The sequence below is a fragment of the Caulobacter endophyticus genome (assembly GCF_003116815.1).
GTDB lineage: Bacteria > Pseudomonadota > Alphaproteobacteria > Caulobacterales > Caulobacteraceae > Caulobacter > Caulobacter endophyticus.
Genome location: NZ_QDKQ01000034.1, coordinates 23,497 through 48,091, shown reverse-complemented (window position 1 = coordinate 48,091; position 24,595 = coordinate 23,497). Strand labels below are relative to the sequence as shown.

24 protein-coding genes are annotated in these 24,595 nt (G+C 68.5%); 8 read left to right on the top strand and 16 right to left on the bottom strand.

What is annotated here, in order from left to right; all coding sequences use genetic code 11:
- The first annotated feature begins 1 nt into the window (after position 1).
- Genes DDF67_RS09015 through DDF67_RS09005 form a run of 3 tightly spaced genes read left to right on the top strand, consistent with a single transcriptional unit; the run spans position 2 to position 2,366 of the window.
- A complete protein-coding gene (locus tag DDF67_RS09015) occupies positions 2-1,330 on the top strand; it encodes a PepSY-associated TM helix domain-containing protein (RefSeq protein ID WP_109100556.1) in 1,329 nt (442 codons plus the stop codon).
- A 2-nt stretch (positions 1,331-1,332) separates the two neighbouring features.
- Positions 1,333-1,782, top strand: a complete 450-nt coding sequence (locus tag DDF67_RS09010) for a copper chaperone PCu(A)C (RefSeq protein ID WP_109100555.1) — start codon at positions 1,333-1,335, stop codon at positions 1,780-1,782.
- A 2-nt stretch (positions 1,783-1,784) separates the two neighbouring features.
- On the top strand, positions 1,785-2,366 hold the full coding sequence (locus tag DDF67_RS09005) for an SCO family protein (RefSeq protein ID WP_233247589.1): 582 nt from the start codon (positions 1,785-1,787) through the stop codon (positions 2,364-2,366).
- A gap of 145 nt (positions 2,367-2,511) precedes the next feature.
- Here DDF67_RS09005 and DDF67_RS09000 read toward each other — a convergent pair whose 3' ends face one another.
- Together DDF67_RS09000 and DDF67_RS08995 are read right to left on the bottom strand one after the other, a co-directional pair.
- Positions 2,512-3,489 (bottom strand): zinc-binding dehydrogenase, encoded by a 978-nt coding sequence (locus DDF67_RS09000; RefSeq protein ID WP_109100554.1) that lies wholly within the window; start codon positions 3,487-3,489, stop codon positions 2,512-2,514.
- Positions 3,490-3,522: 33 nt separating this feature from the next.
- Positions 3,523-4,116, bottom strand: a complete 594-nt coding sequence (locus DDF67_RS08995) for a TetR/AcrR family transcriptional regulator (protein ID WP_109100553.1) — start codon at positions 4,114-4,116, stop codon at positions 3,523-3,525.
- 153 nt (positions 4,117-4,269) lie between these two features.
- On the opposite strand from DDF67_RS08995, the gene DDF67_RS08990 reads away from it, so the two are divergent.
- Together DDF67_RS08990 and DDF67_RS08985 are read left to right on the top strand one after the other, a co-directional pair.
- Positions 4,270-5,052 (top strand): EndoS/ChiA family endoglycosidase, encoded by a 783-nt coding sequence (locus DDF67_RS08990; RefSeq protein WP_146197982.1) that lies wholly within the window; start codon positions 4,270-4,272, stop codon positions 5,050-5,052.
- A gap of 41 nt (positions 5,053-5,093) precedes the next feature.
- Entirely contained in the window at positions 5,094-6,401 is a 1,308-nt protein-coding gene (locus tag DDF67_RS08985) for a hypothetical protein (protein ID WP_109100551.1), read from the top strand.
- A 56-nt stretch (positions 6,402-6,457) separates the two neighbouring features.
- Here DDF67_RS08985 and DDF67_RS08980 read toward each other — a convergent pair whose 3' ends face one another.
- Entirely contained in the window at positions 6,458-7,210 is a 753-nt protein-coding gene (locus DDF67_RS08980; protein ID WP_109100550.1) for a FadR/GntR family transcriptional regulator, read from the bottom strand.
- Between the two features lie 101 nt (positions 7,211-7,311).
- A complete protein-coding gene (gene manD / locus DDF67_RS08975) occupies positions 7,312-8,523 on the bottom strand; it encodes a D-mannonate dehydratase ManD (RefSeq protein ID WP_109100549.1) in 1,212 nt (403 codons plus the stop codon).
- 198 nt (positions 8,524-8,721) lie between these two features.
- Between manD and DDF67_RS08970 the strand changes: the two genes are divergently transcribed.
- From DDF67_RS08970 to DDF67_RS08960, 3 genes are all read left to right on the top strand, one after another.
- Positions 8,722-10,863, top strand: a complete 2,142-nt coding sequence (locus DDF67_RS08970; RefSeq protein ID WP_109100548.1) for an alpha-glucuronidase family glycosyl hydrolase — start codon at positions 8,722-8,724, stop codon at positions 10,861-10,863.
- Between the two features lie 238 nt (positions 10,864-11,101).
- Positions 11,102-13,303, top strand: coding sequence for a TonB-dependent receptor (locus DDF67_RS08965; protein ID WP_158278015.1), 2,202 nt, complete (start codon positions 11,102-11,104; stop codon positions 13,301-13,303).
- 223 nt (positions 13,304-13,526) lie between these two features.
- Positions 13,527-14,810, top strand: coding sequence for an amidohydrolase (locus tag DDF67_RS08960; RefSeq protein ID WP_408608602.1), 1,284 nt, complete (start codon positions 13,527-13,529; stop codon positions 14,808-14,810).
- A gap of 1 nt (position 14,811) precedes the next feature.
- Here the strand turns inward: DDF67_RS08960 and DDF67_RS08955 are convergent, their stop codons facing one another.
- The 12 genes from DDF67_RS08955 to DDF67_RS08900 all read right to left on the bottom strand — a co-directional run bounded on the left by DDF67_RS08955 (position 14,812) and on the right by DDF67_RS08900 (position 24,581).
- Positions 14,812-15,105 carry a type II toxin-antitoxin system RelE/ParE family toxin gene (locus tag DDF67_RS08955; protein WP_109100545.1) on the bottom strand — a complete coding sequence of 98 codons (294 nt, stop codon included), beginning with the start codon at positions 15,103-15,105 and terminating at the stop codon, positions 14,812-14,814.
- A 9-nt stretch (positions 15,106-15,114) separates the two neighbouring features.
- On the bottom strand, positions 15,115-15,288 hold the full coding sequence (locus DDF67_RS08950) for a CopG family transcriptional regulator (protein ID WP_109100544.1): 174 nt from the start codon (positions 15,286-15,288) through the stop codon (positions 15,115-15,117).
- A 38-nt stretch (positions 15,289-15,326) separates the two neighbouring features.
- The gene (locus DDF67_RS08945; protein ID WP_109100543.1) at positions 15,327-15,989 is read right to left on the bottom strand and encodes a TetR family transcriptional regulator; all 663 of its coding nucleotides are present in this window, start codon (positions 15,987-15,989) and stop codon (positions 15,327-15,329) included.
- Positions 15,990-16,009: 20 nt separating this feature from the next.
- Positions 16,010-17,209: a urate hydroxylase PuuD gene (locus DDF67_RS08940; RefSeq protein WP_109100542.1), complete on the bottom strand. Its 1,200-nt coding sequence runs from the start codon at positions 17,207-17,209 to the stop codon at positions 16,010-16,012.
- A complete protein-coding gene (uraD, locus tag DDF67_RS08935; RefSeq protein ID WP_109100541.1) occupies positions 17,210-17,716 on the bottom strand; it encodes a 2-oxo-4-hydroxy-4-carboxy-5-ureidoimidazoline decarboxylase in 507 nt (168 codons plus the stop codon).
- Positions 17,713-18,645: an allantoinase PuuE gene (gene puuE, locus DDF67_RS08930; protein WP_109100540.1), complete on the bottom strand. Its 933-nt coding sequence runs from the start codon at positions 18,643-18,645 to the stop codon at positions 17,713-17,715. Before puuE ends, uraD begins: the two co-directional genes overlap by 4 nt.
- A gap of 139 nt (positions 18,646-18,784) precedes the next feature.
- Complete coding sequence (locus DDF67_RS08925) at positions 18,785-20,014, bottom strand: pyridoxal-phosphate-dependent aminotransferase family protein (protein WP_408608600.1); 1,230 nt, start codon at positions 20,012-20,014, stop codon at positions 18,785-18,787.
- Between the two features lie 7 nt (positions 20,015-20,021).
- Positions 20,022-21,383, bottom strand: a complete 1,362-nt coding sequence (locus DDF67_RS08920; RefSeq protein ID WP_109100539.1) for an allantoate amidohydrolase — start codon at positions 21,381-21,383, stop codon at positions 20,022-20,024.
- 288 nt (positions 21,384-21,671) lie between these two features.
- Positions 21,672-22,766: a mechanosensitive ion channel family protein gene (locus DDF67_RS08915; protein WP_109100538.1), complete on the bottom strand. Its 1,095-nt coding sequence runs from the start codon at positions 22,764-22,766 to the stop codon at positions 21,672-21,674.
- 49 nt (positions 22,767-22,815) lie between these two features.
- Positions 22,816-23,553, bottom strand: a complete 738-nt coding sequence (locus DDF67_RS08910) for an anti-sigma factor (protein WP_109100537.1) — start codon at positions 23,551-23,553, stop codon at positions 22,816-22,818.
- Positions 23,550-24,080, bottom strand: a complete 531-nt coding sequence (locus tag DDF67_RS08905; protein WP_269845444.1) for a sigma-70 family RNA polymerase sigma factor — start codon at positions 24,078-24,080, stop codon at positions 23,550-23,552. The genes DDF67_RS08910 and DDF67_RS08905 overlap by 4 nt, the downstream gene beginning before the upstream one ends.
- A gap of 90 nt (positions 24,081-24,170) precedes the next feature.
- Positions 24,171-24,581: a DUF2177 family protein gene (locus DDF67_RS08900; protein ID WP_109100535.1), complete on the bottom strand. Its 411-nt coding sequence runs from the start codon at positions 24,579-24,581 to the stop codon at positions 24,171-24,173.
- Positions 24,582-24,595 lie beyond the last annotated feature (14 nt).

The window sequence follows — 24,595 nt, the reverse complement described above, 5'->3', positions numbered from 1 at the left end:
GATGGCGGCGGGAAGCGAAACCTCGGCCGGCGAGGTCTATCGCGCCTTCTGGCGCTGGCACTTCTATGCCGGCCTGTTGGTGCTGCCGGTTCTGATGCTGCTAGCCCTGACCGGCGGGCTCTATCTGTTCAAGGACGAGCTGACCGCCATCGCCCAGCGGCCGCTGGCGGTGGTGGCCGACGGGCCGGGGGCCACGCGTCCCTCGGCCTGGATCGCCCAGGCCGAGGTGGCGGCGGGCGGCAAGGTGCGTCAGCTGGTGATCCCAGCGCGTGGCGATCGCTCGGTGCAACTGGCGCTCGACACCGACGACGGCCAGCGCACGGCCTATGTCGATCCGCATACCGGCCAAGTGCTGGGCGTCGGCGCGCCGGGCGGGCTGATGGGCCTCGTCAAGCGGCTGCATAGCCTGGATATCGCCGGGCCCGTCGCCAACCTGCTGGTCGAGGTGGTCGCCGGCTGGGCCATCGTGCTGGTCGCCACGGGGATCTTCCTGTGGTGGCCGCGCGGGCGGGGCGGCGGCGTGGTGACCGTGCGCGGGGTTCCGGCCAAGCGCGTGTTCTGGCGCGACCTGCACGCGGTGACCGGGATCTTCGCGGGCCTCGTCATCGTGTTCCTGGCGGCGACCGGCATGCCGTGGTCGGCCTTCTGGGGCAAGGAGGTTCGCCAGATCACCACCCAGGCCGGCTGGGGCCGTCCGCGTCCGCCGGTCGTCCAGCCGCACCATGCCGGCGAGGCGCCGGCCGAGGGCGTGCCGTGGGCGTTGCAGACCCATGCCGCGCCCGCTTCAGGCCACGCCCACACGAGCCTGGGCGTCGACTCCATCGTCGAACGGGCCACGGCCGCCGGCCTGACCGACGGCTTTACCCTGACCCTGCCCAAGACCCACGGCGGAACCTGGACGGCGGCCTACATGCCCGACCAGGTCGAGCGCACCCGCACCCTCTATCTCGACGGCGGCGACGGCCGGGTGATCGCCGATCTCGGCTATCGCGACTTCGGCCCCGCGGCCAAGGTCATCGAGTGGGGCATCGCCGTCCACCAGGGCCAGCAGTTCGGCCTCTTCAACAAGCTGGTGATGCTGGCCGGCTGTATCGCCGTCTGGCTGCTGGGCGGTTCGGCGATCGTCATGTGGTGGAAGCGCCGTCCGAGGGGGCGGCTGGCCGCCCCGGTCCCGCCCGCCGATCGCCGCGCCTATATGGGGCTCCTGGCCCTCGTGTTGCCCCTGGCCGTTTTCTATCCGCTCGTCGGCGCCTCGCTGGCGGCGGCCCTGTTTGTCGATCTCATCCTGCGCCGCCTGTCCCCCCGTCGGCGCCTCGAGGCTGGAGCCTGACCATGAAGACCCTGTTTCTCCCTGTCCTCGCCATCGGCGCGCTGGCGGGCGCCGCCCAGGCCGCCCCGCCGACCCGCGTGGCGGCCAAGGTGACCGTCGAGGGCGCCTGGTGCCGCGCCGCGCCCAAGGGCGCGCCGGCCGGCGGCTGCTACCTGACCCTGACGGCCGTATCCGCCGACCAGTTGGTGTCGGTCGAGACCCCGGCCGCGCGCCGGGCCGAGATCCACACGATGTCCATGGACGGCGGGGTGATGCGCATGCGCAAGCTCTCGCAAGGCCTGCCGTTGCCGGCCGGCCAGGCCGTGGCGCTGAAGCCCGGCGCCGAGCACCTGATGGTCATCGGCCCGAAGATCGATCTCGTGGCGGGGGCCAGCGTGCCGCTGACCCTGCGGTTCAAGTCGGCGCCGCCGGTGACGATCAACGTTCCGGTCAAGGCGGCGGGAGGCAAGTAGACGTGCGTTTCCTGTCCAAACTCGTTCTCGCCGCGCTGATCTGCGCGGCGCCCCTGGCCGCCTGCGACCGCACGGCCGAGCACGCCAAGGCCAACGCCTCGGCCAAGGTCGGCGGGCCGTTCCAACTGGTCGACCAGGACGGTCGTCAGGTCACCGAAAAGGACCTGCTGGGCAAGCCCACGGCGATCTTCTTCGGCTTCACCTTCTGTCCGGAAGTGTGCCCGACGACGTTGACCGAAATGACCGGCTGGCTGCGGGACCTGGGCCCCGACGCCGACAAGCTGAACGTGGTGTTCGTCTCGGTCGATCCCGAGCGCGACACGCCCGCCCAGCTGAAGCTCTACCTGTCGAACTTCGATCACCGCATTCGCGGCCTGACCGGCACGACGGCCCAGACCGACGCGGCGGCCAAGGCCTACCGCGTCTATCACCGCAAGGTGGCGGTGGAGGGCGGCGAGTACACCGTCGATCACTCGTCGGCGGTCTATCTGTTCGACGCCAAGGGGAACTTCGTCGAGCCGATCGGCTACGGTAGCCCGCCCGAGCGGGGCCTGGCGCAGCTGAAGGCGCTGTTGAAAGGGTAGCGCGTGGTCCTCGCCCGGAGTTCATGCTCGGGCCGACCAAAGGTCGGCCCGGGGGAACGGGCTCTGGGTGAGGACCACTCATAGCTCGCGGCGCTGGAGAAACCTCACCCTGAGCTTGTCGAAGGGCGAGGTTTCAGCCGCTGAATCAAGGCCGCAGCAGCACCTTGCCGGTCTTGCCCGGGGTCAGCGAGGCCTTCACGGCGTCGGCGACCTGGTCGAGGCCGTAGACGCCGTCGGTCGGCAGCTTCAGCTTGCCGGCGGCCACCTGGGTCAGCAGCTCCCCGATCAGCTTGCGGCGCAGGTCCGGGGCCATGTTGGCCGAGACCGTCGAGCCCCAGAAACCCTTCACGGTCAGCTGCTTGAAGATCACCGTGCCCGACGAGATCTGCATCGGCTCGCCGGTCATCGAGCCAAACGAAACGAGCAGGCCGTTCTCGCCCAGAAGGTCGGCCATGTCGCCCGAGGCGGTTCCGCCGATGGAGTCGACGGCGGCCTTGATCGGCGCGCCGCCGGTCAGTTCGGCGACCTTCTTCTTCCAGTCGGCGTCGGCGGTCGAGACGGCGTTGTCGATGCCTAGCCCGGCCAGTTCGGCAACGCCGGCGTCGCGGCGCACGAGGTTGATGACGTTAACGCCGCGGGCCTTGGCCAGCATGGCCAGGGTCTTGCCGACCGCGCCGTTGGCGGTGTTCTGGGCCACCCAGTCGCCGGCCTCGACGCCCAGGGTCTCGAGCAGGGTGATCGCGCTGAACGGCATGGCGATCAGCTGGGCGGCGGCTTCGTCGGGGATGGCGTCGGGCACGGGCACGAGGCCGGCGGCCGAGGCGATGAAATATTCGGCCCAGCTGCCGTGCACGCCGGCCACGGCGAAGCGCTGGCCGACCAGGGCCGCATCGACGCCTTCGCCGACGGCGTCGACGATCCCGACGGCCTCGCTGCCGCCGATGGCGGGCAGGGCGGGCTTGTAGCCGTAGTTGCCGCGCACGGTCCAAAGGTCGTGGTTGTGGATCGGCGAGAGCAGGGTGCGCACCCGCACCTTGCCGGGGCCGGGCTCGGGGATCGGGCTGTCGGCCAGGACAAGGACTTCGGCCGGATCGCCAAAGGTCTCGTGGATCGCGCTGCGCATGGTGTTCTCCTTATGGTTATGGACGGGGCGGCCTCAGGCGGCCGCGAGCAGGGTCTCGGTGGTGGCCAAGGCCTCGCGCAGCGGGCCTTGATCCTTGGAAAGCTTGGCGAGAATGGCCGCGCCCAGCCACAGGGCGTACATCGTCCGGGCCGTGGCCATCGGATCGCCCGAGCCGGGCAGGGAGCCGTCGTCACGGCCCTCGACAATGACGGCGGCGATGCGGCGCACCAGGCGCTCCACGCCCGTGTCCAGGATCCGCCGCATGTCTTCCGACAGGTCGGAGATCTCGGCGCCTAGTTTCACCACCAGGCAGCGGTCGGCCATGCCGCAGGCGGTGTCGCCATCCAGCCAGACGTTCCAGTAGGCCATGAGGCGCTGGCGGCCGCTGGCGTCGGTGTCGAACAGGCCGGCGAGCTTGGCGCCGTACGCGGCGCAATAGTCTTCCAGCAGGGCGCAGCCGAACGCCTCTTTGGAGGCGAAATAGTAGTAGAACGAACCCTTCGGCACGCCGCTGGCGTCAAGCAGCTCCTTCAGGCCCATGCCCCCGAACCCCTGGCGCAGAACCAGCTCGCGGCCCACAGCCAGGATGTGTTCGCGGGTGATCTCTGATTTCTTGCGGGCGCTCATGGCCTGCTATGTAGGAAATAATAGACCGGTCGTCTAGTTGGCGGATCTGCGAGTTTCCGCGTCCTTGGGTTGGGTGTGCGGAATCGCACATCTTAAGGATTCATTTTTGACAATACCTCCCTAAGGTTGTGTTTTGTGATCAAGGGGGCGCACGTGACCAATCAAACTTTCATGGCCTACTGGCTCGGCTACAACGAAGGCGGGCCGTCCCTGGAGGAGACGCCGGACACCGTCGGCGTGGTTGCGCTAGCCTTTGCGGTGAACGCGCCCAGCGACCAGGGCGACACCATCACGCTCGACTTCCTGACCAGCAAGCACAGCGCCGACGAGATCCGCGCCGGCGCGAAGGCCCTGCAGGCGAGGGGCGTCAAGGTGCTGATGTCGATCAACGGCAAGCCGAACTGGGATGGCCATCCCGGCGGCTGGGGCAATCTCGATCCGCAGACCTACGCCGCCAACGTCAAGGCGATCGTGATCGACGACTGGGGCCTGGACGGGGTCGACCTCGACAACGAGGATCCCTCCTACACGCCCGACGGCAACTTCGTGCAGGTCATCGCCGCCCTGCGCGCGGCGCTGGGCCCCGACGCCCTGCTGACCCTGCCGGTCTATCTGGGGCCCCAACGCGACGCCTATCTGGCCAAGGCCAGGGACCAGATCTCGTTCGTCGCCACCATGGCCTACTGGAACGGCGTCGCTGGCCAGCAGGCTCTGTTCGGGCAATACGCCGATCTGGTCGGCCCCGAGAAGGTCGCCATCGGCGTCGCCGACGCCGCCAACGCCGGACAGAACACCGCCTTCGCCGACCTGGCGCCGCTGGCCTCCTGGAACCCGACCGGGGCGTCCAAGGCCGGCATCATGCTCTGGAATCTCAACGCGCCGTCGCCGGACGAGACTGCCACCTGGTGCGCCGAGATCGCCGCCAATTTGTCCTGAGTGCGAGTTCGAAACCGAGTTCAAATCAAGGAGGAAACATCATGAACGCCATCGTCTCGACCGACACCGCCGCCATCGGCCTCGTGCTCGGCGCCGCCGTCTTCAACACCTCGCCGCCGATCACCCAGGGCCTGTCGATCACGGCCCTGGGCGGAACGCCCGCCGGTGATCACCAGCGCCTGGGCAACAACCAGACCGTCACCGTGCAGTTCAACCTGGACGCCAACGCCTTCACCAAGACCTTGGCGGTGCGGGTGACGGGGCTGGTGTCGCGTAACGGAGACCGGGACGGCTTCTCGCCGATCTCGGTGCAGGTCAACGGCGGCCAGGTGGTCTCGGGCTTCACCATTCCAGGCGGCGGGTTCGGCCCGCAGGACGCGATCCTCCCGATCCCCGCAGCTCTGCTGAAGGCCGGCGCCAACGCCCTGCAGCTGCAGGTGGATGGCAACGCCCAGACCTTCTTCTGGCTCTATGGCCTGGAAATCGATTTCGTCTCCGGTCCCTATGTGGGCAAGGCTCTGGCCGCCAGCCTGCGAGTCTCGCCGGTCGCCCTGAGCCCCGGGCTGTCGATCACCACCAACGGCGGGACCTTCGCGAACGACCACTACAAGTACGCTCAGAACAGCAGCTTCGGCCTGCAGTTCTCGCTGACCGATCTTGGTCCCGGCGCCCAGGTCAGCGTCGCTCTCTACGGGCTGGTGTCGCGCAACGGCAACCAGGACGGCTATTCGCCGATCTCGCTGATCTTCAACGGCAAGCCGATCCTGGCCGACTACACCGTTCCGGGCGGCGGCTTCGGGCCGCAGTGGGTCGAGGTGGCCGTGCCCGCAGAGCTCTGCGTGTCCGGCGCCAACACCATCGTCCTGACGGTGTCGCCCAACGCGACCACCTTCTTCTGGCTCTATGACTTCGCCGTCTCCAAGGGCCAGTTCTACACGCCGGTCGCCACGGCGGACTTCTCGGTCTCGCCGCCGAAGACCAATCAGCTGGCGGTCTCGCAGAACGACGGCAGCTTCGCCGGCGACCACGTGAAGATCGCCCAGAACGGCGTGGTGGCGGTCACCTATCAAGCCGACTCGGCCTCGGCGGCGCTGATGTTCGAGTTCGACGGGCTGGTGTCGCGCAACGGCGACCAGGAAGGCAACGCTCCGGTCAGCCTCAGCGTCAACGGCACGCAGATCATCGCCAACTACGTCGTGCCCGGCGGCGGCTTCGGCTACCAGGCCAACTACTTCGTGGTGCCGCCGCAACTGGTGAAGGCCGGCGCCAACACCTTCAGCCTGCAGGTGGCCAGCTCGGGCTCCACCTACTTCTGGCTCCGCGGCATGGCCGTGCGCACGCCGACCTAGGGCTCGAGCGCCTATGCAACGACGTCCCGGCGGTTTCCGCCGGGGCGTTTTGCGTTCTAGATGGCCACGCGCTTGGCGATGGCGTCGCGGCGGGCGTTGGTTTCCTGCTGGGCGCGCTCGACGGCCTCGGTCTCTGTGGCGTGCAGCAGGTGCTCGATGACCCGTTCGAGGTGGTCGCGCATGGCCTGGCGGGCGGCGGCCGGATCGCGGGCCTTCAGGGCCTCGACCACCCGGCGGTGCTCGGCGATGCGAGGCTCCAGCCCCATGCCGCGGGCGCGGGTCAGGATGTTGCGGGCCAGGGCCGAGCGGTTGCGCCAGTCCCACAGGTTCTCGATCGTGGCGATGATCGCGCCGTTGCCGGTGGCCGCGGCGATCACGAGGTGGAACTCGCGATCGGCGTCCTCGCCCCGGATCTCCTCCTCCTCGTGCATGCGCTCGAGCAGGCTTTCCAGCTGGGCGATCTGTTCCTCGGTGATCGAGGTGGCGGCCAGGGCCGCGGCCTCGCCCTCGAACAGGCGGCGGGCTTCGATCAGTTCGAAGGCGCCGATCTCGGTCTCGCGCTCGGCGGCTTGCGGAGCCACGGGGCGAACGTCGCCGGTGACATAGATGCCCAGGCCGTGGCGGGCCTCGATCATGCCCAGCATTTCCAGGGCGATCATCGCCTCGCGCAGGGTGGGGCGGGAGACGCCGAACTGCTCGGCCAGTTCGCGCTCGGTCGGCAGGCGGTCGCCCAGCTTGTACTGGCCCGCCTCGATGGCGTCAGCGACGGTGTCCGCGATTTTGCGGTAGAGCTTGACGTTGTCCGACATGGCTTCCTGGAATCGACGCGCGGAACCTATGGTCCCTCATCGATAACATAACCCTTGTCGGGCGCCGCCGCTATTTGGTCTGACAAGATCCTGCGCGGATCTCACCAGTCATGCATGGACCCGTCCTCTCGGCGGGCCACCGGCAGGTAGGCGCGGCTGTAGGGATATTTCGCCGCCAGCGCCTCGTCGATGTCGACCCCCAGGCCCGGGGCCTCGCCCGGATGCAGCATGCCGTCCTCGAAGCTGTAGGCGTGCGGGAACACTGCGTCTGTCTCGGCCGTATGGCGCATGTATTCCTGGATGCCGAAATTGGGGATCGACAGGTCGAAATGCAGGGCCGCGGCCATGCAGATCGGCGAAAGGTCCGTGGCCCCGTGACAGCCGGTGCGCACGCCATGCATGTCGGCGAAGGCGGCCACGCGGCGCAGGTGGGTGATGCCGCCGGCGTGCACCACCGTGGCGCGGATGTAGTCGATCAGCTGTTCCTCGATCAGCTGCTTGCAGTCCCAGATCGAGTTGAACACCTCGCCCACGGCCAGGGGCGTGGTGGTGTGCTGGCGGATCAGGCGGAAGTTGGCCTGGTTCTCGGCCGGGGTGGCGTCCTCCATCCAGAACGGGCGGTAAGGCTCCAGGTCCCTACCCAGGCGTCCGGCCTCGATGGGGGTGAGGCGATGGTGCACGTCGTGCAGCAGATGCACGTCCCAGCCCAGTTTCTCGCGCGCGGCCTCGAAAAGCGGCGGCACGCTGCGCAGGTACTTCTCGGTCGACCAGACGCTCTCGCTGGGCAGCGCCGCGTCGGCCGGTTCGTAGAAGAAGCGGTCCTTGGAGACGCCATAGACGGTCTTCAGTCCGGGCACGCCAGACTGCAGGCGGATGGCCTTGTAGCCCTGCTCGGCATAGGCGGCGGCGTTGTCGAGGGTCTCCTCGATGCTGGCGCCGTTGGCGTGGCCGTAGACCATGACGCCGGTGCGGCAGGCCCCGCCCAGCAGCTGGTACAGCGGCAGGTTCGCGACCTTGGCCTTGATGTCCCACAGGGCCATGTCGACGGCGGCGATGGCCGACATGGTCACCGGCCCGCGCCGCCAATAGGCGCCCTTGTAGAGGTACTGCCAGATGTCCTCGATCTGATGGGCGTCGCGGCCGATCAGGCACGGAATGACGTGGTCGTTGAGGTAGCTGGCCACGGCCAGCTCGCGCCCGTTCAGGGTGGCGTCGCCGATGCCGTAGACGCCGTCGCTGGTCTCGATCTTCAGGGTGACGAAGTTGCGCCCCGGGCAGGTGACGATGACCCTGGCGGCTGTGATCTTGAGCATCGGCGTCTTTCTGCGGCGCCGCCGGTTGCGCCGGCGACGAGGTCTTGGCGGGCAAGCGGCCCGCGAGCGATCTGGCCCCTTTCGTTTAAACGCGACGAGAAGGTTGTCAATCCATTGGTCAGACCAATAAGGTGGCAAAGACTCGACCACCTCTCAGGCCGCGCCAGACGGCCGCCGCATATGAAACGGGGAGACGCGATGCGACCGAGCCACATGCTTCGAGGGCTCTTCCTGGCTGCCGGCCTGCTGCTGGCGCCGCTGATCGCCCGGGCCGAGGACGGCCATGACCTGTGGCTCCGCTATCGGCCGGTGGAGGCCGGCGCGGCCGGCGTCTATCGCGCCTCGGCCGGAACGATCGCGCCGGTCGCCGACACGCCAGCCCTGACGGTCGCCCGCGCCGAACTGGAACGCGGCCTCGCCGGCCTGCTGGGCGAGCGTCGCGACGGAGGCGGCGAGATCCTGCTGGGCACGCCCAGGTCTTCGCCTCGCATCGCCACGCTGAACCTGCCGCTGGAGGCCGCCGGCGCCGAGGGCTACCGCATCCGCACCCTCATCGAGGGCGGCCGGTCCGTCACTGTGATCGCCGCCAACACCGACGTCGGGGTGCTGCACGGCGTCTATCGCTACCTGGCGCTGATCCAGACCCGCCAACCGATCGACCGGCTGGATCTCGTCGACGCCCCAAAGGTCCGCTACCGGCTGCTGAACCACTGGGACAACCTGGATCGCAGCGTCGAGCGCGGCTATGCGGGCCAGTCGATCTGGGACTGGTGGCGGCTGCCCGACGTCAGGGACCCGCGCTATGTCGACTACGCCCGCGCCAACGCCTCGATCGGGATCAACGGGGCGGTGCTCAACAACGTCAACGCCAAGTCCGACAGCCTGACCGCGCCCTATATCGCCAAGGCCGCCGCCCTGGCCGACACCTTCCGGCCCTATGGCATCAAGGTCTATCTGTCGGCCCGGTTCTCCTCGCCGATCGAGATCGGGGGACTAAAGACCGCCGACCCGCTGGACCCGGCCGTGCGCGCCTTCTGGAAGTCCAAGGCCGACGAGATCTACAAGGCCATTCCCGACTTCGGAGGCTTCCTGGTGAAGGCCAATTCCGAGGGCCAGCCGGGTCCGCAGGACTATGGCCGCACCCACGCCGACGGGGCCAACATGCTGGCGCAGGCGGTGGGGCCGCACGGCGGCATCGTGATGTGGCGGGCCTTCGTCTATTCGCACGAGCAGCCCGACGATCGCGCCAAGCAGGGCTATTCGGAGTTCAAGCCGTTCGACGGCCAGTTCGCCGAGAACGTCATCGTCCAGGTCAAGAACGGCGCGATCGACTTCCAGCCGCGCGAGCCGTTCCACCCGCTGTTCGGGGCGATGCCGAAGACCAACCTCGGCATGGAGTTCCAGATCACCAAGGAATATCTCGGCTTCTCCACACACCTGGCCTACCTGGGTCCCATGTGGGAGGAGGTGCTCAAGGCCGACACCTTGGCCGCGGGCAAGGGGTCGACCGTGGCCAAGGTCGTGGACGGCAAGCTGCATGGCTATTCCCGCACCCTGATGGCGGGCGTGGCCAATATCGGGACCGACCGCAACTGGAGCGGCTCGCAGTTCGACCAGGCCAACTGGTACGCCTTCGGGCGGCTGGCCTGGGATCCGGAGGCTTCATCGGAAGCCATCGCCCGTGACTGGGCGGCGATGGCCTTCTCGCCCGACAAGCGCTTCGTGGGGCCGGCCGTGGCGATGATGATGGGCTCGCGCGAGGCGGTGGTCGACTACATGACCCCGATGGGCCTGCACCACCTGATGGGCCGCAGCCATCACTACGGACCCGGGCCCTGGGTCGCCGGCGGCGAGCGCGCCGACTGGACGAGCGTCTACTACCACCGGGCCGACAAGGCCGGGATCGGCTTCGACCGCACGGCCAAGGGCAGCAACGCGGTGGCCCAGTACGCCCCGCCGGCCGCGGCCGGGTTCTCCGACCTGTCAACGGTCGACGAGAAGGACCTGCTGTGGTTCCACCACCTGCCATGGGGCTATCGCACCCGTTCGGGTCGGCCGCTATGGGACGAACTCGTCGGCCGCTATTCGCGCGGCGTGAAGACGGTCGGCGGCATGCAGGCGACCTGGGCGGATCTTTCGCCCTACGTCGACGCCGAGCGCCACGGCGAGGTGGCGGCCTATCTGGCCATTCAGCGCCGCGAGGCCCAGTGGTGGCGCGACGCCTCGATCGCCTATTTCCAGTCGATCAACGGCCTGCCCCTGCCCAAGGGCGAGGCGCCGCCGCCGCTGAGTCTGGAGGCCTATGAGGCGATGCAGTTCCCGTTCGCGCCGGGGATTTGAGGCCAGAAGCCCCACCACTTCAGCTCGTCATCCCGGCCGAAGCGTAGCGTAGAGCCGGGATGACGAGGGGAGGCAGCGGAGGGAGCGGCGGCAGCGGGAGGGGCGCCTCACCGGTGGGCGCCTATATCGCTTCGAATAATATCGATACAAAAGCGTTGACATATTTCTGACGCCGACCCCAGCCTGCGATCGACCCGCCTTCAGAGCGGGCGCTTTCATGCATGCACTGGGGAATGTGATGCGTACCGATCTTCGGATCCTGCTTTCCACGGCGGCTATCGCCGCCCTCGCGGCGCCGCTGGGGGCGGCCGCCCAGACCACCTCGAAGCCCGCGCCGGACGAGACCGTCGAGGAGATCGTCGTCACCGCGCTTAAGCGCTCCACCACCCTCCAGACCACGCCGATGAGCATCAGCGCGGTGACCGGCGACAGCCTGCAGAAGATCGGCGCCACCGGCCTGCAGGACTATTTCCGCTCGGTGCCGGGCGTGAACCTGACCCAGGGCCAGCTGGGCCAGAGCCGAGTGACCATCCGCGGCGTCCAGGGCTCGGGCGAGGCCACCACCGGCCTCTATTACGACGAGACCTCGGTCACCGGCCCCTCGGGCACCACGCAGGACCCGGCCAACAACGCCGCCGACCTCAACCTGTTCGACGTCGAGCGCGTCGAGGTGCTGCGCGGCCCGCAGGGCACGCTGTACGGCGGCGGCTCGATGGGCGGCACGATCCGGGTGATCTACGCCAAGCCCGACAGCACTGAGTTCGGCGCCTCGATCGAAGGTCAGGCGAGCGCCACCAAGGGCGGTTCGCGCGGTTCCTACCTGAAGGCGATGGGCAACATCCCGCTGATCGAGGGCAAGCTGGCCGCCCGCATCGTGGCCTATACCGAGGATCGACCGGGCTTCGTCGACAACGTCCGCACCGGCGCCAGGAACATCAACGACAGCCACGCCGACGGCTATCGCGCCATGCTGGGCTTCACGCCCACCGACGACATCTCGCTGGTCGTCACCAAGGTCCACCAGAACTCGTCGGCAGACGACCTGGAGGGCTGGTACGACCGCCTGGGCGACTACAAGACCGACAGCGCCGTGAAGCTGCTGCTCGAGACCGAGATGGACATGACCAGCGTCACCGGCAAATGGTCGAGCCCGGTCGGCGAGGTCACCGCCTCCAGCGCCTACTACAAGTACGACATGCTGCGGACGATCGACTTCACCCCGCAATACAGGCCCTACATCGGCAGCGCCAACGGCGTGATCGGCTACCAGCCGGCCTATCTGGGGGCCTGGAACCACGAACTGCGGCTGTCGTCGAAGGGCGAGGGCCCGCTGCAGTGGACGGTCGGCGGCTATATGGAGCTGCGCAAGGACCACATCGACAGCAACACGGTGCTGACCAGCCTGACCACGGGCCAGCCTTACAGTCCAACGCAATATCTGCAGGGGCGCTACGTCAACACCGGCGTCAAGCAGACCGCGCAGTTCGGCGAGCTGACCTGGACGCCGCCGCAAGTCGAGGGCCTGTCGCTGACGGTGGGGGCGCGTCATTACGACTACACCAAGACCACCGGCAGCGCCGGCACCCAGAGGAACGTGCTGACCGGCGCGGCGCCCGCCGCCTATTCCGAGCAGACCGCCGAGGCCTCGGGCTGGGTCTACAAGTTCAACGCCAGCTACAAGGTCACCTCCGACGTCATGGTCTACGCCACGGCGGCCGAGGGTTTCCGGCCAGGCGGGGCCAACAACGTGCCGGGCCTGAACAGCCAACTCGTGGTCTACAATCCCGACAGCCTGTGGAACTACGAAGCCGGCGTGAAGACCACCTGGCTGGGCGGCAAGCTGACGGCCAATGCGGCGGCCTACCGCATCGACTGGAAGGACCGCCAGACCAGCGCCATGACGGCCGACGGCCTCTACCAGTTCATCACCAACGCTGGCGCGGCGCGCATCGAGGGCCTGGAGCTGGAGGTCGCGGCACGCCCGATCCACGGCCTGACCCTCAATGGCTCGATCGGCTACACCAAGGCCGAGCTGACCGAGGACCAGGCCAACGCCAACATCCTGGTCGACGGCTCGACCGGCAGGAAGGGCGACCGCATCGCCAACGTGCCCGACTGGACGGCCTCGGCCTCGGCCCAGTACGTCTGGCCGCTGCCGGTGGCGGGCCTGAACGGCCTGGTGCGCGCCGACTACGCCTATACCGGCGAGATGGTCTCCACCTTCCGGCCGACCTACGTCTATTTCGACAAGTTCGGCAGCTTCTCGACCGTGAACCTGCGGGCCGGCGTCGAGGCCGAGGACTGGGGCGTCTACGCCTTCGTGACCAACCTCACCGACGCCGAGGGGATCATGAACAAGAACAGCAACGTCGGGTACCAGGACCTGCTTTATGGATTGACCCCGCGCACCGTCGGGGTGAACGCCAGACGGAAGTTCTGATCTCCAGTGCTCCCTTCCCCCTTTGATGGGGGAAGGGCCGGGGATGGGGGTGACACGGGTTCAGGACCTGGCGCCGACCGGGTGACGTCCACCGCCGCTTCCACCCCCAACCCCGCCCTTCCCCCATCAAGGGGGAAGGGAGAGTTTGCGTAACGACAGAAGGAAGGGCGCGGCCCGCCGCGCGAGCAGCATGACCTCCAAGACCTTCACCCTCGCCGCCGTCATGGCCCTGCTGGCAGCTCCGGCGCTGGCGGCTCCGCTGAACGTCCCCGCGACCAAGGCCGCCATCAAGGCCCAGCTGGATCGCGACTACCCGCAGCTGGACGCGCTCTACAAGGACCTGCACGCCCACCCGGAACTGGGTTTCCAGGAGGTCGAAACGGCCAGGAAGCTGGCCGAGCAGATGCGCTCGCTCGGCTTCACGGTCACCGAAGGCGTTGGCAAGACCGGCGTGGTGGCGGTGCTGAAGAACGGTGAGGGGCCATCTATGCTCGTCCGCACCGAGCTCGACGCCCTGCCGATGGAAGAGAAGACGGGCCTGCCCTACGCCAGCCGCGCCAAGACCACCTGGAACGGCGCCGAGGTGTTCGTCGCCCACTCCTGCGGCCACGACCTGCACATGGCCGCCTGGATCGGCGCGGCCCGCCAGCTGGTGGCGCAGAAGTCCAGGTGGAAGGGCACGCTGGTCTTCGTGGCCCAGCCCTCGGAGGAGACGGTCAGCGGCGCCAAGGCGATGATCGACGACGGCTTCTTCCAGAAGTTCGGCAAGCCCGACTACGGTTTCGCGCTGCACGTCGGCCCAGGCGCGGCGGGGCAGGTCTACTACAAGCCCGGCGTGCTGACCTCGACCTCGGACGCTCTGGAGCTGACCTTCAACGGCCGCGGCGCGCACGGCTCCATGCCAGCCGCCTCGATCGACCCGGTGATGATGGCCGCCCGCTTCACCGTCGACGTCCAGAGCGTGATCAGCCGCGAGAAGGATCCCGCGGCGTTCGGCGTGGTCACGGTCGGCTCGATCCAGGCCGGCAGCGCCGGCAACATCATCCCCGACAAGGCCAAGGTGCGCGGCACGATCCGCACCCAGGACGACGGCGTGCGCGACAAGATCCTGGCCGGCGTGACCCGCACAGCCAAGGCCGTCGCCGAGATGTCGGGCGCGCCGGCCCCGGACCTCGAGATCGTTCCGGGCGGCAAGGCGGTGGTTAACGACGCGGCCCTCACCGAAAAGACCGCCGCCGTCTTCAAGGCCGCCTTCGGCAAGGACGCGATCGCGGTGACCTCGCCCGGTTCGGCGAGCGAGGACTATTCGGAGTTCATCATCGCCGGCGTGCCGTCGGTCTATTTCTCGATCGGGGGCCTGGATCCCAAGGCGATGGCGGACGCCAAGGCGTCGGGCAAGCCGATGCCGGTCAATCACTCGCCGTTCTTCGCCCCGGTCCCCGAGCCGTCGATCCGCACGGGCGTGGAAGCCATGACCCTGGCGGTGATGAACGTGATGGCGAAGTAGGTCAGTCGGGGCGTTCGGCCCCGTGCTTGATGCGCACGATCTGCACCACCCCGCCCTTCACGCGGTAGCGGATCACATAGGGCGCGATCGCCACCAATTCGCGGACGTCTCCACCAGCGGGGCGTCCGCGATGCGGGTGGAAGGCCAGGGCTTCGACGGCCGTGACCAGCCGAAGAGCCAGGCGCTGGGCGGCGATGGGGCGGACCTGCCCGATATAGGCGCGGATGGCTTCAAGATCGCGGCGGGATCGGGCCGACCAGGCCACCTTGAATGCGGGCGCGTCCGGCTCGGCCATCGGTCGGGCTTAGTCCCGCTCGGGCGGCGGCGTTTCCTCGGGCGTGCCCCAGGACAGCAGCCACGCCCTCATCTTCTCGTGCGAGATCGTCCGGCCGGCGTCCAGGTCGGACAGGCCCTCGGCGTCGGCCGCGGCTTCCGCGGCGTCGTCGCTGTCGTCGAAAATGGACGGTTCGGCTTTCATCGCGCCAGCAACCTAGCACGAATTTGGCGGAACGGTGGTTAGCCCTTCCGCAGATACCCCTCCAGCACGTCCAAGGCGTGCTGGAGCCTGGCCCGTCGCCATTCGGTGGTCGACATGTCGGTGTCGAGCGTCACCGACAGCGACCAGCCGTTGGCCAGGTGGAAGCGGCTCATGGCGGCGATGGTGACGTAGATCTGGATGGGGTCGAGCTTGTCGCGGAACAGGCCCTGTTCCTGGCCGCTCTCGATCAGGCGCTCGATGGTGCGGCGCAGGGGGAAGGCCGTTTCGGTCACCTTGCGCGACTGGGCGACGAACTTGCCCTGCATCAGGTTCTCGTTGCGCAGCAGGCCCTCGAACCGAGGGTTCTTCTCGAAATATTCGAAGGTGAAGCGCTGCAGCTCCAGAAACCCTTCGAGCGGCCGGTCGAAGTCGATCTTCAGCTCGGCCTCGCGGTTGCGCAGGTCCTCGTAGGCGGCCTCCAGCACGGCGACGTAGAGGCCCTTCTTGTCGCCGAAGTAGTGATAGAGCATGCGGATGTTGCACTTGGCGGTCTTGACGATCCGCTCGATGCGCGCGCCCGCGAAGCCGGCTTGAGAGAACTCCTTCAGCGCCGCCGACATGATCGCCTTGCGCGTCCGCTCGGCGTTGCGCTTGCGCGGGACCGGGGCGTCGGGGACGGCCTCGTGATCGGCGTCGGACAAGGGGGCTGTCTCCAGGGACCTCAGGGGAGTTTGGCCCCGGATTCGATCCAGGCGCCAAGCTTCGCGCGCTCCTCATCGGTCATATGGGTCTCGTTGCCAAGCGGCATGCTCGTGCTGGTTACAGCCCGCTCCCTGATCTTGGGCGCGTAGCGGGCGATGTGCTCGGGACTGTCGAAGGTCACGCCATTGGGCGGGGCGCCGAAGCCGCGATGGGTGGGCCTGGCGGCGTGGCAGGCGACGCAGTGCTTCTGGACGATCGCCTGGGCCTCGAAGAAGCTGACCGGGCCGAGCACCGGCGCCGCCTTGGGCTTCTGGCTGGCGATCACGCTGACGGCGAACATCAGCATGGCGCCATAGAACAGGAAGTCGTGCCGGATGATCCCGTGATGACGCAGGTTGAAAAAGTGGCGGATCGAGATCCCCGCCGCCCCCACCAGCGCCAGCAGAAGCCAGGCCAGCGGATGTCCGGTGATCGCCGGATAGTGGTTGCTGATCATGATGAACAGGATCGGCAGGGTCATGTAGTTGTTGTGCACCGAGCGCTGCTTGCCCGCGGCGCCCAGGCGCGGGTCGACCTCGCGGCCGGCCAGCATGTCGGCGACGATCTTTCGCTGGTTGGGAATGATCGTCAGGAAGACGTTGGCCGCCATGGCCGTTCCGATGATCGCGCCGACGTGGATGAAGGCCCCGCGGTCGGTGAACAGGTGCTGCAGCGCATAGGCCGCGCCGATCAGCGCGCTGAACCAGACGATCCCGAACAGGCGAGGGCGCTCGACCAGCGGCGAGCGGCACAGGGCTTCGTAGACGGCGAGGCCGCCGAAGATGAAGACCAGGCCCACGGCCACGGCCTGCCAATGGCTGAAGGCGTGCTTGGCCGGATCGATCAGATAGACCGGCGCGCCCCAGTAGTAGAGCACGAACAGCAAAGCAAAGCCCGACAGCCAGGTGGTGTAGGCCTCCCACTTGAACCAGTGCAGGTGCGACGGCATGTGGGTCGGGGCCGTCATGTATTTCTGCGAATGGTAGAAGCCGCCGCCATGCACGGCCCACAGCTCGCCCTTCACCCCGTCCTTGGGCGGCCCTCCATCCACGGACTCTGGCGCGCGCAGATTGTTGTCGAGCCAGACGAAGTAGAACGAGGCGCCGATCCAGGCGACGCCCGCGATCACGTGCAGCCAGCGAAGCGCCAGGTTCAGCCAGGCGGCGAGGTCGTAGTCCATCTAGTCGGTCACCGCGTCCTGGATGCGGAGCTTTGAGATCAGCCCGATCTGGGTGATCGCCTCGGCGATCTCGGCCTCGCGGTCGTTGGACAGCCGGGCCTGCATGGCTCGCAGGATCGAGGTCTTGTCGTTCAGCCGCACGCAGATGATGAACGGAAAGCCGAAGCGCTTGCCGTACTCGGCGTTGAGGTCGTGAAACCGCGCGAACTCCTCGGGCGTCAGCCGGTCGAGGCCCGCGCCGGCCTGCTCGGCCGCGCTCTCGGCGGTCAGCGTCCTGGCGATCGCAGCCTTGCCGGCCAGTTCGGGGTGGGCGCGGATCAGGGCCAGCTTGTCGCCGAGGGGGGCGGCGTTCAGCACCTGCATCATCGCGCCGTGCATGGCCTCGATGCTGTCGAAGGGACGGGCGCTCCAGGCGCGCTCGACCACCCAGGGCGACAGCTCGAAGGCGAAGTGCAGCGTCGCGGCGAACGCCGGGCGGTCCATCTGGTTGAGATCGTCGAGCCTCATCTCCCTTCCCCATCGAGGGGGGAGGGCTTTGAATAGGGATGCGTCGCGATCCAGTGCCGCGCGATATCGATACGCTTGGCCACCCAGACCTTGTCGTGGGCGGTCACGTGCTGAAGGAAGCGGCGCAGGGCCATGATCCGGGCCGGCTTGCCGACGATGCGGCAGTGCAGGCCGATGCTCATCATCTTCGGCGCCGTCACGCCTTCCAGATACAGGGCGTCGAAGGCGTCGCGCAGATAGGTGAAGAACTGGTCGCCGCTGTTGAAGCCCTGGGGCGCGGAAAAGCGCATGTCGTTGGTGTCGAGCGTATAGGGCACGATCAGCTGGGCCCGGCCGTGCTGATCGTCCCAGTAGGGCAGGTCGTCGCTGTAGCTGTCGGCGTCGTAGACGAAGCCGCCTTCCTGGGCGACGAGGCGCGCGGTGTTAGGGCTGGTGCGGCCCTGGTACCAGCCGAGCGGGCGCTCGCCGGTCAGCCGCTTGTGCACCTCGATGGCCTTCTCGATGTGCTCGCGTTCCAGGTCTTCGGGGAAGTGCTGGTAGTCGATCCAGCGATAGCCGTGGCTGGCGATCTCCCAGCCGGACGTCATCATCGCCTCGACGACGTCGGGCGCCCGCTCCATGGCCTGGGCGACGCCGTAGACGGTCAGCGGCAGGCCGAACTCCTCGAACAGCCGCCGGATCCGCCAGAAGCCGGCGCGCGAGCCGTATTCGTAGAGGCTCTCCATCGACATGTGGCGCATGCCCTCGATGGGCTGGGCGCCGACCATCTCCGACAGGAAGTATTCGCTGACGGGGTCGCCATGCAGGACCGAGCGCTCGGCGCCTTCCTCGTAGTTCAGCACGAACTGCACGGCCACGCGGGCGTCGTTCGGCCATCGGGCGTGCGGCGGGTGTTCGCCATAGCCGACGATATCGCGGGGATAGGTCATGCAGAAACCCTCCCCCTGAAGGGGGAGGTGGCCGCGAAGCGGTCGGAGGGGGAAGTGAAACCCCACGCCGGCCGGACTTCCCCCTCCGTCGCCTTCGGCGACACCTCCCCCTTCAGGGGGAGGGTCTTGAGCGTCGGCCTCATCCGAACACCCCCAGCGCCGCATCCACGCCAGCCCCGGCCGGGGCGTCAAAGCCCTCCCACCTCAGCACCGCTTCCAGCGCCGCGAGCGTCTGCAGCACCGCGTGCTTGCGGGCGTTCACGCCCATCGTTCCGATCCGCCAGATCTTGCCGGCCAGCGGCCCGAAGGCCGCGCCGATCTCGATCTCGAACTCGGTGCGCATGCGAGCCTTCACCCGGTCGTAGTCGACGCCGGGAGGCGCGATCACGCCGGTGACGTTGGTCATCTTGTGGGTCTGGTCGCCGTAGACGCTCAGGCCCATCGCCTCGATCCCGGCGGTCATCGCCGCGCCGGCCCGGGCATGGCGGGCGAAGCGGGTCTCGAGCCCTTCCTCCAGCACGATCCGGGCGCATTCGCGGGCGGCGAACAGCATGCTGGCCGCCTCGGTGTGGTGGTTCAGCCGCTTGTCCGACCAGTAGTCCATGATCATGGCCAGGTCGAAATAGTTGGAGGCGATGCGGCGGCCGTTCCCCGTCATGCCCGCGGTCGCCAGGCCCTTCTCCACATGGCGGCGGGAGAAGATGTGGTCGGCGGCCTTGTCGCTGATGGTGATCGGGGCCGAGCCCGACGGGCCGCCCATGCACTTCTGCAGGCCGGCGGTGACGATGTCGGCCTTCCAGGCGTCGACCGGCACGCTCATGCCGCCGAGCGTGGCGGTGGCGTCGACATAGAGCAGGGCGCCGAGGCGCTGGCAGATCTCGCCGATCGCCTCGATCGGCTGGGCGATGGTGGTGGAGGTGTCGCCGTGCACGCAGGCCACCAGGCGCGGCTTCACGCGGGCCACCGCATCCTCCACCGCCTGCGGATCGACGACCTTGCCCCAGTCGCCCTCGACGAAGGTGACGCGCGCGTCGCAGCGCTCGGCGATCTCGGCCAGAAGCAGGCCAAAGCGCCCGGCGTTGACCACCACCACGTCGTCGCCTGGCTGCAGGGTCGAGACCAGCGCCGCCTCGATGCCGGCGCGCGAGGTGCCGTCGACCACGAAGGTCCATTGGTTCGCGGTCTGGAAGACGCCGCGGTACAGCGCCATGACCTCGTTCATGTAGCCGGTGAACTCGGGATCGAACTGGCCGAGCAACTGCACCGACATGGCCCGTAGCACGCGCGGATGCACGTTGATGGGCCCAGGACCCATCAGCAGGCGGGCGGGGTGGTCGAGTTCGCGGAAGGTATCCATACGCCTATCCATCAAGCCGTCATCCCGGACGCCCCGCAGGGGCGATCCGGGACCCAGGGGCGGTGCGCACGGCCCCTGGGTCCCGGCTCTCCGCGCTTGCGCGCTCCGGCCGGGATGACGATGAAAATTCAGAGGAAAGCCGCTCGACGAAGCCGACCATGGCGCGCGCCGCCAGGGCGCAGTCGGCGTCGGTGACGGCTTCGGCGGGGTTGTGGCTGACCCCGCCCTCGCAGCGGATGAACAGCATGGCGGTGGGGCAGAGGTCGGCGATGACCATGGCGTCGTGGCCCGCGCCGCTGGGCAGGCGGCGGTCGGGCTGGCCCAGATCGCCGACGGCGGCCGCCAGCAGGTCGGCCAGGCCCGCATCGCAAGGGCTTTCCGCCAATTCCTGCATCAGGGTGACCGTGACGGCCAGGCCGCGGCGGGCGGCGATGGCTTGGATCTGCGCCGTGATCGCCGCGGCGGCGGCGTCGCGGGTGGCCGAGGTCTCGGCGCGGATGTCCATCGAGAACTCGACAGCGCCGGGAATGACGTTGAAGGCGCCGGGCAGGGCGGTGATGCGGCCGACCGTGCCGACCAGGCCGTCGGTCCCGCCCAGCGGCCCTTCGCGGCAGATATGCTCCAGCGCCAGCACCGCCTCGGCGGCGGCGGGGCCGGGATCCTTGCGCAGGCCCATGGGCGTGGTGCCGGCGTGCCCGGCCTGGCCCTTGAAGCGGACGAGGATCCGCTTCTGGGCGGCGATCGCGGTGACGACGCCCAGGGCCAGCCCCTCGGCCTCCAGCACCGGGCCCTGTTCGATATGCGCCTCGAGGAAGGCGAAGACCTCGTCGGGCCGGCGAGCGGCCTCGACGAGGCGGGTGGGATCCAGGCCGAAGCCGGCATAGGCCTCGGCCAGGCTCACGCCGTCCGCGTCGGTCATCTCGACCACATAGGGGTCGACCGTGCCGGCCACAGCGCGGCTGCAGGCCATGGAGGCGGGAAAGCGCGAGCCCTCCTCGTCGCCGAAGGCGATGGCTTCCAGTGCGAAAGGAAGGCGGCGGCCCTGGCGGTGGAAGGCGTCGATCACGTCGACCGCCAGCATCACGCCCAGCGCGCCGTCATAGCGCCCGCCGTTGCGCACGCTGTCGATATGCGAGCCGATCAGCAGGGCGGGGGCGCCCGGCGCCTCGCCTTCATAGCGACCGACCAGATTGCCGGCCGGATCGAGGCGGACGGCCATGCCGGCTTCCTCCATCCAGAACTTCAGGGTGTCGAGGGCGGCCTTGTGGGCGGGGGTCAGGAACCGCCGCACCAGCATGTCGTCGGCCTCGCTGAACGGCGCCGCGCCCATCAGGTCGCAGCGGGCCTTGGCCCTGACGCCGATCTCGAACGCTTGAGTCACTCCGCTCCCCGCCGTTTCGTCGCCCCACCCGATAGCAGGCTGCGCCCGCCGGTCTCCCCCGGCAAGCGCCTCGACGGCGAAGTCTCCGCCGATTGCCCGCGCAAGCGCCAGCCGCACGCGCGGGCGCCTGCTTGTAAGTCATAAATCACTTACTTGGTGTCTGTCCCCCCCTTCCCCTTTGATGGGGGAAGCGCGGGGATGGGGTGACAGCGTTTCAGGATGCGGCGCGGACCGAACCGCCGCAACCACCCCGACCCCAGCCCTCCCCCATCAAGGGGGAGGGCGCTTTCAAACCTCCGCCGCCAGCGCCAGCCGCTTCCTCGGGAAGGCGTCGGGCAGTTCCTCGCGCAGGAAGGCCATCATCTTTTCGCGCACCTCGCAGCGCAGGTCGAAGGTGGTGGGGGCGTTGCGGGCGCTGACCAGGCAACGCACTTCCATGACCTCGGGCGTGATGTCGGTGACGGCGAGGTTGACCACCTTGCCGTCCCAGCGCGGCGAGGCCTTGGCGATCTCTTCCAGTTTCTCGCGCAGGCGGTCGACCGGGGCGGAAGGGTCGACATAGAGCATGGCCGTGCCGATCAGGGCCGCGCTCTCGCGGGTCCAGTTCTGGAACGGGGTCTGGATGAAGTAGCTGAGCGGCAGCACCATCCGCCGCCAGTCCCACAGGCGCACCACCACGTAGGTGGCGTTGATCTCCTCGATGTTCCCCCACTCCTTCTCGACGATCACAGCGTCGTCGATGCGGATCGGCTGGGTTACGGCGATCTGGATGCCCGCGATCAGGTTGGTCAGCAGCGGCTGCAGCGCCAGGCCGACGATCAGCGAGGCCGCGCCGCCGGCGGCCAGCAGGCTGACGCCCCACTGGCGCACGCCCGGGATCGTCATCAGCGCCAGGGCCAGGGTGAAGATGCCGATCAGTATGGCCAGCGCCCGCCGCAGGATGCGGATCTGGGTGACGTGCTTGCGGGCCAGGAGGTTGTCTTCGACGTCGACCTTGAAGCCGCGCATGTAGAGCGCCGCCCCGATGTCGAGGGCGGTCATGGACATCCAGCCCAGCAGCAGGATGAACATCACCAGCAGCAGATGCTTGGCCGCCTGCGCCTGGGCCGCGTCGAGCGGCGCGATCGAAACCGCGGCCCCCAGGGCCGCGACCACGAAGGCCATGCGCGTGGGCCTTCGCGTGCGGGCGATCAGGGTCTGCCAGAAGGCGTCGCGCTTGGACAGGGTGTGGCGCACCGCCCGCACGACCACGGCGTGGATTGTCCAGGCCAGCACCACGGCCAGCGCGATCAGCACCAGGCTGACGATCCAGGGCGGCGCCCAGGCGATCAGCCAGACGGAGTCGTTGAGCCAGTCCGGCAGCCAGTCGGGAAGGTCGGTCATGACCGGGGCGAACGCGCCGGAACGCTTATGGCTCCCCGAAAAACGGGGTTCAGGCCTTGGCGAACTTGCCGGACGCGCGCACCGAGCCGGTGGCCACGCCGGTGGGCGAGCCGCCGATCGGCTCGTCGGTGACGGCCAGCAGCGCTGTGTAGGTTCCCTCGCCGCGCAAGTCCTTGGGCATCGGGATGCGCATCGGCTTGTCCATCGGGATCACGCCCAGCGAGACGGCTTTCTGGCCCTCGGGGATGATCCACAGCTCGGCGTCGCGACCCTCCGGCATCTTCATGCCCATGGGCGTCAGCATCACCTGGTCCATGCCGTGGTCGAGAGTGGCGACGATCATCGGCTTGTTGGTGGCAGGATCCGCGATCAGCGCCACCTCGGCCGCCTGCGGCCTGGCTGGCGCGGGCGTGGCGGCCGGCGGCAAGGCCGGGCGCGGCAGGATGGCGATGACCGCGCAGGCCGCCGCCAGGGCCATGGCCCCTGCGGTGAGGCCGCGCCACAGGGCGACGTTGCTCCAGGCCGAAGGTTTCAGGGGCTCGGCGACCAGGGCCTGGATGCGCGGCCAAAGGCCTTCGGACGGTTGCGCAGCGGCGATGTCGGCGGCCAGGGGCGTCAGGCGCTCCTCCCACCAGGCCACGGCGCGGGCGAAGGCCGGGTCGGCGGAGAGGCGTGCTTCGGCCTCGACGCGTTCGGCGCCGTCCAGAACGCCCAGCACGTACTCGCCGGCCAGGGGGCGCTCTTCGCCCTCGGGCGGATTGGGGGGAGTATGTGTCGCGTCGGTCATGTTTCGAGACAGGCCCGCAGGCTGATCAGGCTGCGCCGGATCCAGCTTTTCATGGTGCCCAGCGGCACGCCGACCGCCTGGGCCAGGGCGTCGTAGGTCAGGCCCTCGAAGAAGGCCTTGCGCACCGCTCCGGAATGCTTGGGATCGAGCTGGTCCAGGCAGCCGTCGAGCCGCTGGCGGTCCTCGTCGGCCTCGATCCTCGCCGGGGCCAGGGGCGCGGCGTCAGGCAGGGCCTCGGCCTCCTCGACGCCGGCCATGACGCGGGTCCCGCGCGAGCGCAGCCGGTCGATGGCGCGGTTGCGGGCCAGACTGACCAGCCAGGTGATCGGGCTGGCCTTCTCCGGGTCGAACCGGTCGGCCTTGTTCCACACCGTCAGATAGACGTCCTGCAACACGTCCTCGGCCTCCTCGCGATCGTTCAAGATACGCAAGACGACGCCCAATAGCTTCGCGGAGGTGTGTCGATAGACGTATTTGAGGGCGTCCTGGTCGCGATTGGCGACGCGAGCGATCGCTCGCGAAAGCAAGGCGCGGCTGCTGTCAGCGTCCAAGCGACGTCCCCCAGGGCATCAAGCCCGGCGCGGACGCTCGCACGCTGTTCCAAGGCTGGCAACGGCTTACCGCGCGCCGAACCGACTGGCGACGAAATAGCCGGCGCTGGCCGCGGCGGTGGTGACGAAGGCGCCCCAGGCCATGTCGGCCAGGGTGACGACGGTCGACCAGGTCTTCAGCGTCGCCTGGTTGGTCAGGTCGTAGGTGGCGTAGGCCGCCAGGCCGAACAGGGCGGCGTTGGCCAGAAGGCGCGTCCAGCCGCCGTCGGGACGCAGGGCCGGCGCGAGAGCGAACCAGGTCACCGCGCCGATATAGAGCAGGTAGAAGGCCACCGCCGGCGGCAGGCTGGGCGTGTCGGCCATCAGGGCGCCGATGCGCGGACGATAGAGGCGGTCGGCCATTTGGGTCAGCCAGACAGCGTCCAGCGCCAGGAACACGACGGCGGTCGCCAGGTAGCCGAAGACGTAGCGAAGCATATCGGGGATCTCCT

Excerpts from the sequence above, each read along its gene's own strand:
- DDF67_RS09015 (WP_109100556.1), top strand. The coding sequence starts at position 2 with ATGGCGGCGGGAAGCGAAACCTCGGCCGGCGAGGTCTATCGCGCCTTC.
- DDF67_RS09010 (WP_109100555.1), top strand. The coding sequence starts at position 1,333 with ATGAAGACCCTGTTTCTCCCTGTCCTCGCCATCGGCGCGCTGGCGGGC.
- DDF67_RS09000 (WP_109100554.1), bottom strand. The coding sequence starts at position 3,489 with ATGCGCAGCGCGATCCACGAGACCTTTGGCGATCCGGCCGAAGTCCTT.
- DDF67_RS08995 (WP_109100553.1), bottom strand. The coding sequence starts at position 4,116 with ATGAGCGCCCGCAAGAAATCAGAGATCACCCGCGAACACATCCTGGCT.
- DDF67_RS08985 (WP_109100551.1), top strand. The coding sequence starts at position 5,094 with ATGAACGCCATCGTCTCGACCGACACCGCCGCCATCGGCCTCGTGCTC.
- DDF67_RS08980 (WP_109100550.1), bottom strand. The coding sequence starts at position 7,210 with ATGTCGGACAACGTCAAGCTCTACCGCAAAATCGCGGACACCGTCGCT.
- manD (WP_109100549.1), bottom strand. The coding sequence starts at position 8,523 with ATGCTCAAGATCACAGCCGCCAGGGTCATCGTCACCTGCCCGGGGCGC.
- DDF67_RS08970 (WP_109100548.1), top strand. The coding sequence starts at position 8,722 with ATGCGACCGAGCCACATGCTTCGAGGGCTCTTCCTGGCTGCCGGCCTG.
- DDF67_RS08965 (WP_158278015.1), top strand. The coding sequence starts at position 11,102 with ATGCGTACCGATCTTCGGATCCTGCTTTCCACGGCGGCTATCGCCGCC.
- DDF67_RS08960 (WP_408608602.1), top strand. The coding sequence starts at position 13,527 with ATGGCCCTGCTGGCAGCTCCGGCGCTGGCGGCTCCGCTGAACGTCCCC.
- DDF67_RS08955 (WP_109100545.1), bottom strand. The coding sequence starts at position 15,105 with ATGGCCGAGCCGGACGCGCCCGCATTCAAGGTGGCCTGGTCGGCCCGA.
- DDF67_RS08950 (WP_109100544.1), bottom strand. The coding sequence starts at position 15,288 with ATGAAAGCCGAACCGTCCATTTTCGACGACAGCGACGACGCCGCGGAA.
- DDF67_RS08940 (WP_109100542.1), bottom strand. The coding sequence starts at position 17,209 with ATGGACTACGACCTCGCCGCCTGGCTGAACCTGGCGCTTCGCTGGCTG.
- uraD (WP_109100541.1), bottom strand. The coding sequence starts at position 17,716 with ATGAGGCTCGACGATCTCAACCAGATGGACCGCCCGGCGTTCGCCGCG.
- puuE (WP_109100540.1), bottom strand. The coding sequence starts at position 18,645 with ATGACCTATCCCCGCGATATCGTCGGCTATGGCGAACACCCGCCGCAC.
- DDF67_RS08925 (WP_408608600.1), bottom strand. The coding sequence starts at position 20,014 with ATGGATAGGCGTATGGATACCTTCCGCGAACTCGACCACCCCGCCCGC.
- DDF67_RS08915 (WP_109100538.1), bottom strand. The coding sequence starts at position 22,766 with ATGACCGACCTTCCCGACTGGCTGCCGGACTGGCTCAACGACTCCGTC.
- DDF67_RS08910 (WP_109100537.1), bottom strand. The coding sequence starts at position 23,553 with ATGACCGACGCGACACATACTCCCCCCAATCCGCCCGAGGGCGAAGAG.
- DDF67_RS08900 (WP_109100535.1), bottom strand. The coding sequence starts at position 24,581 with ATGCTTCGCTACGTCTTCGGCTACCTGGCGACCGCCGTCGTGTTCCTG.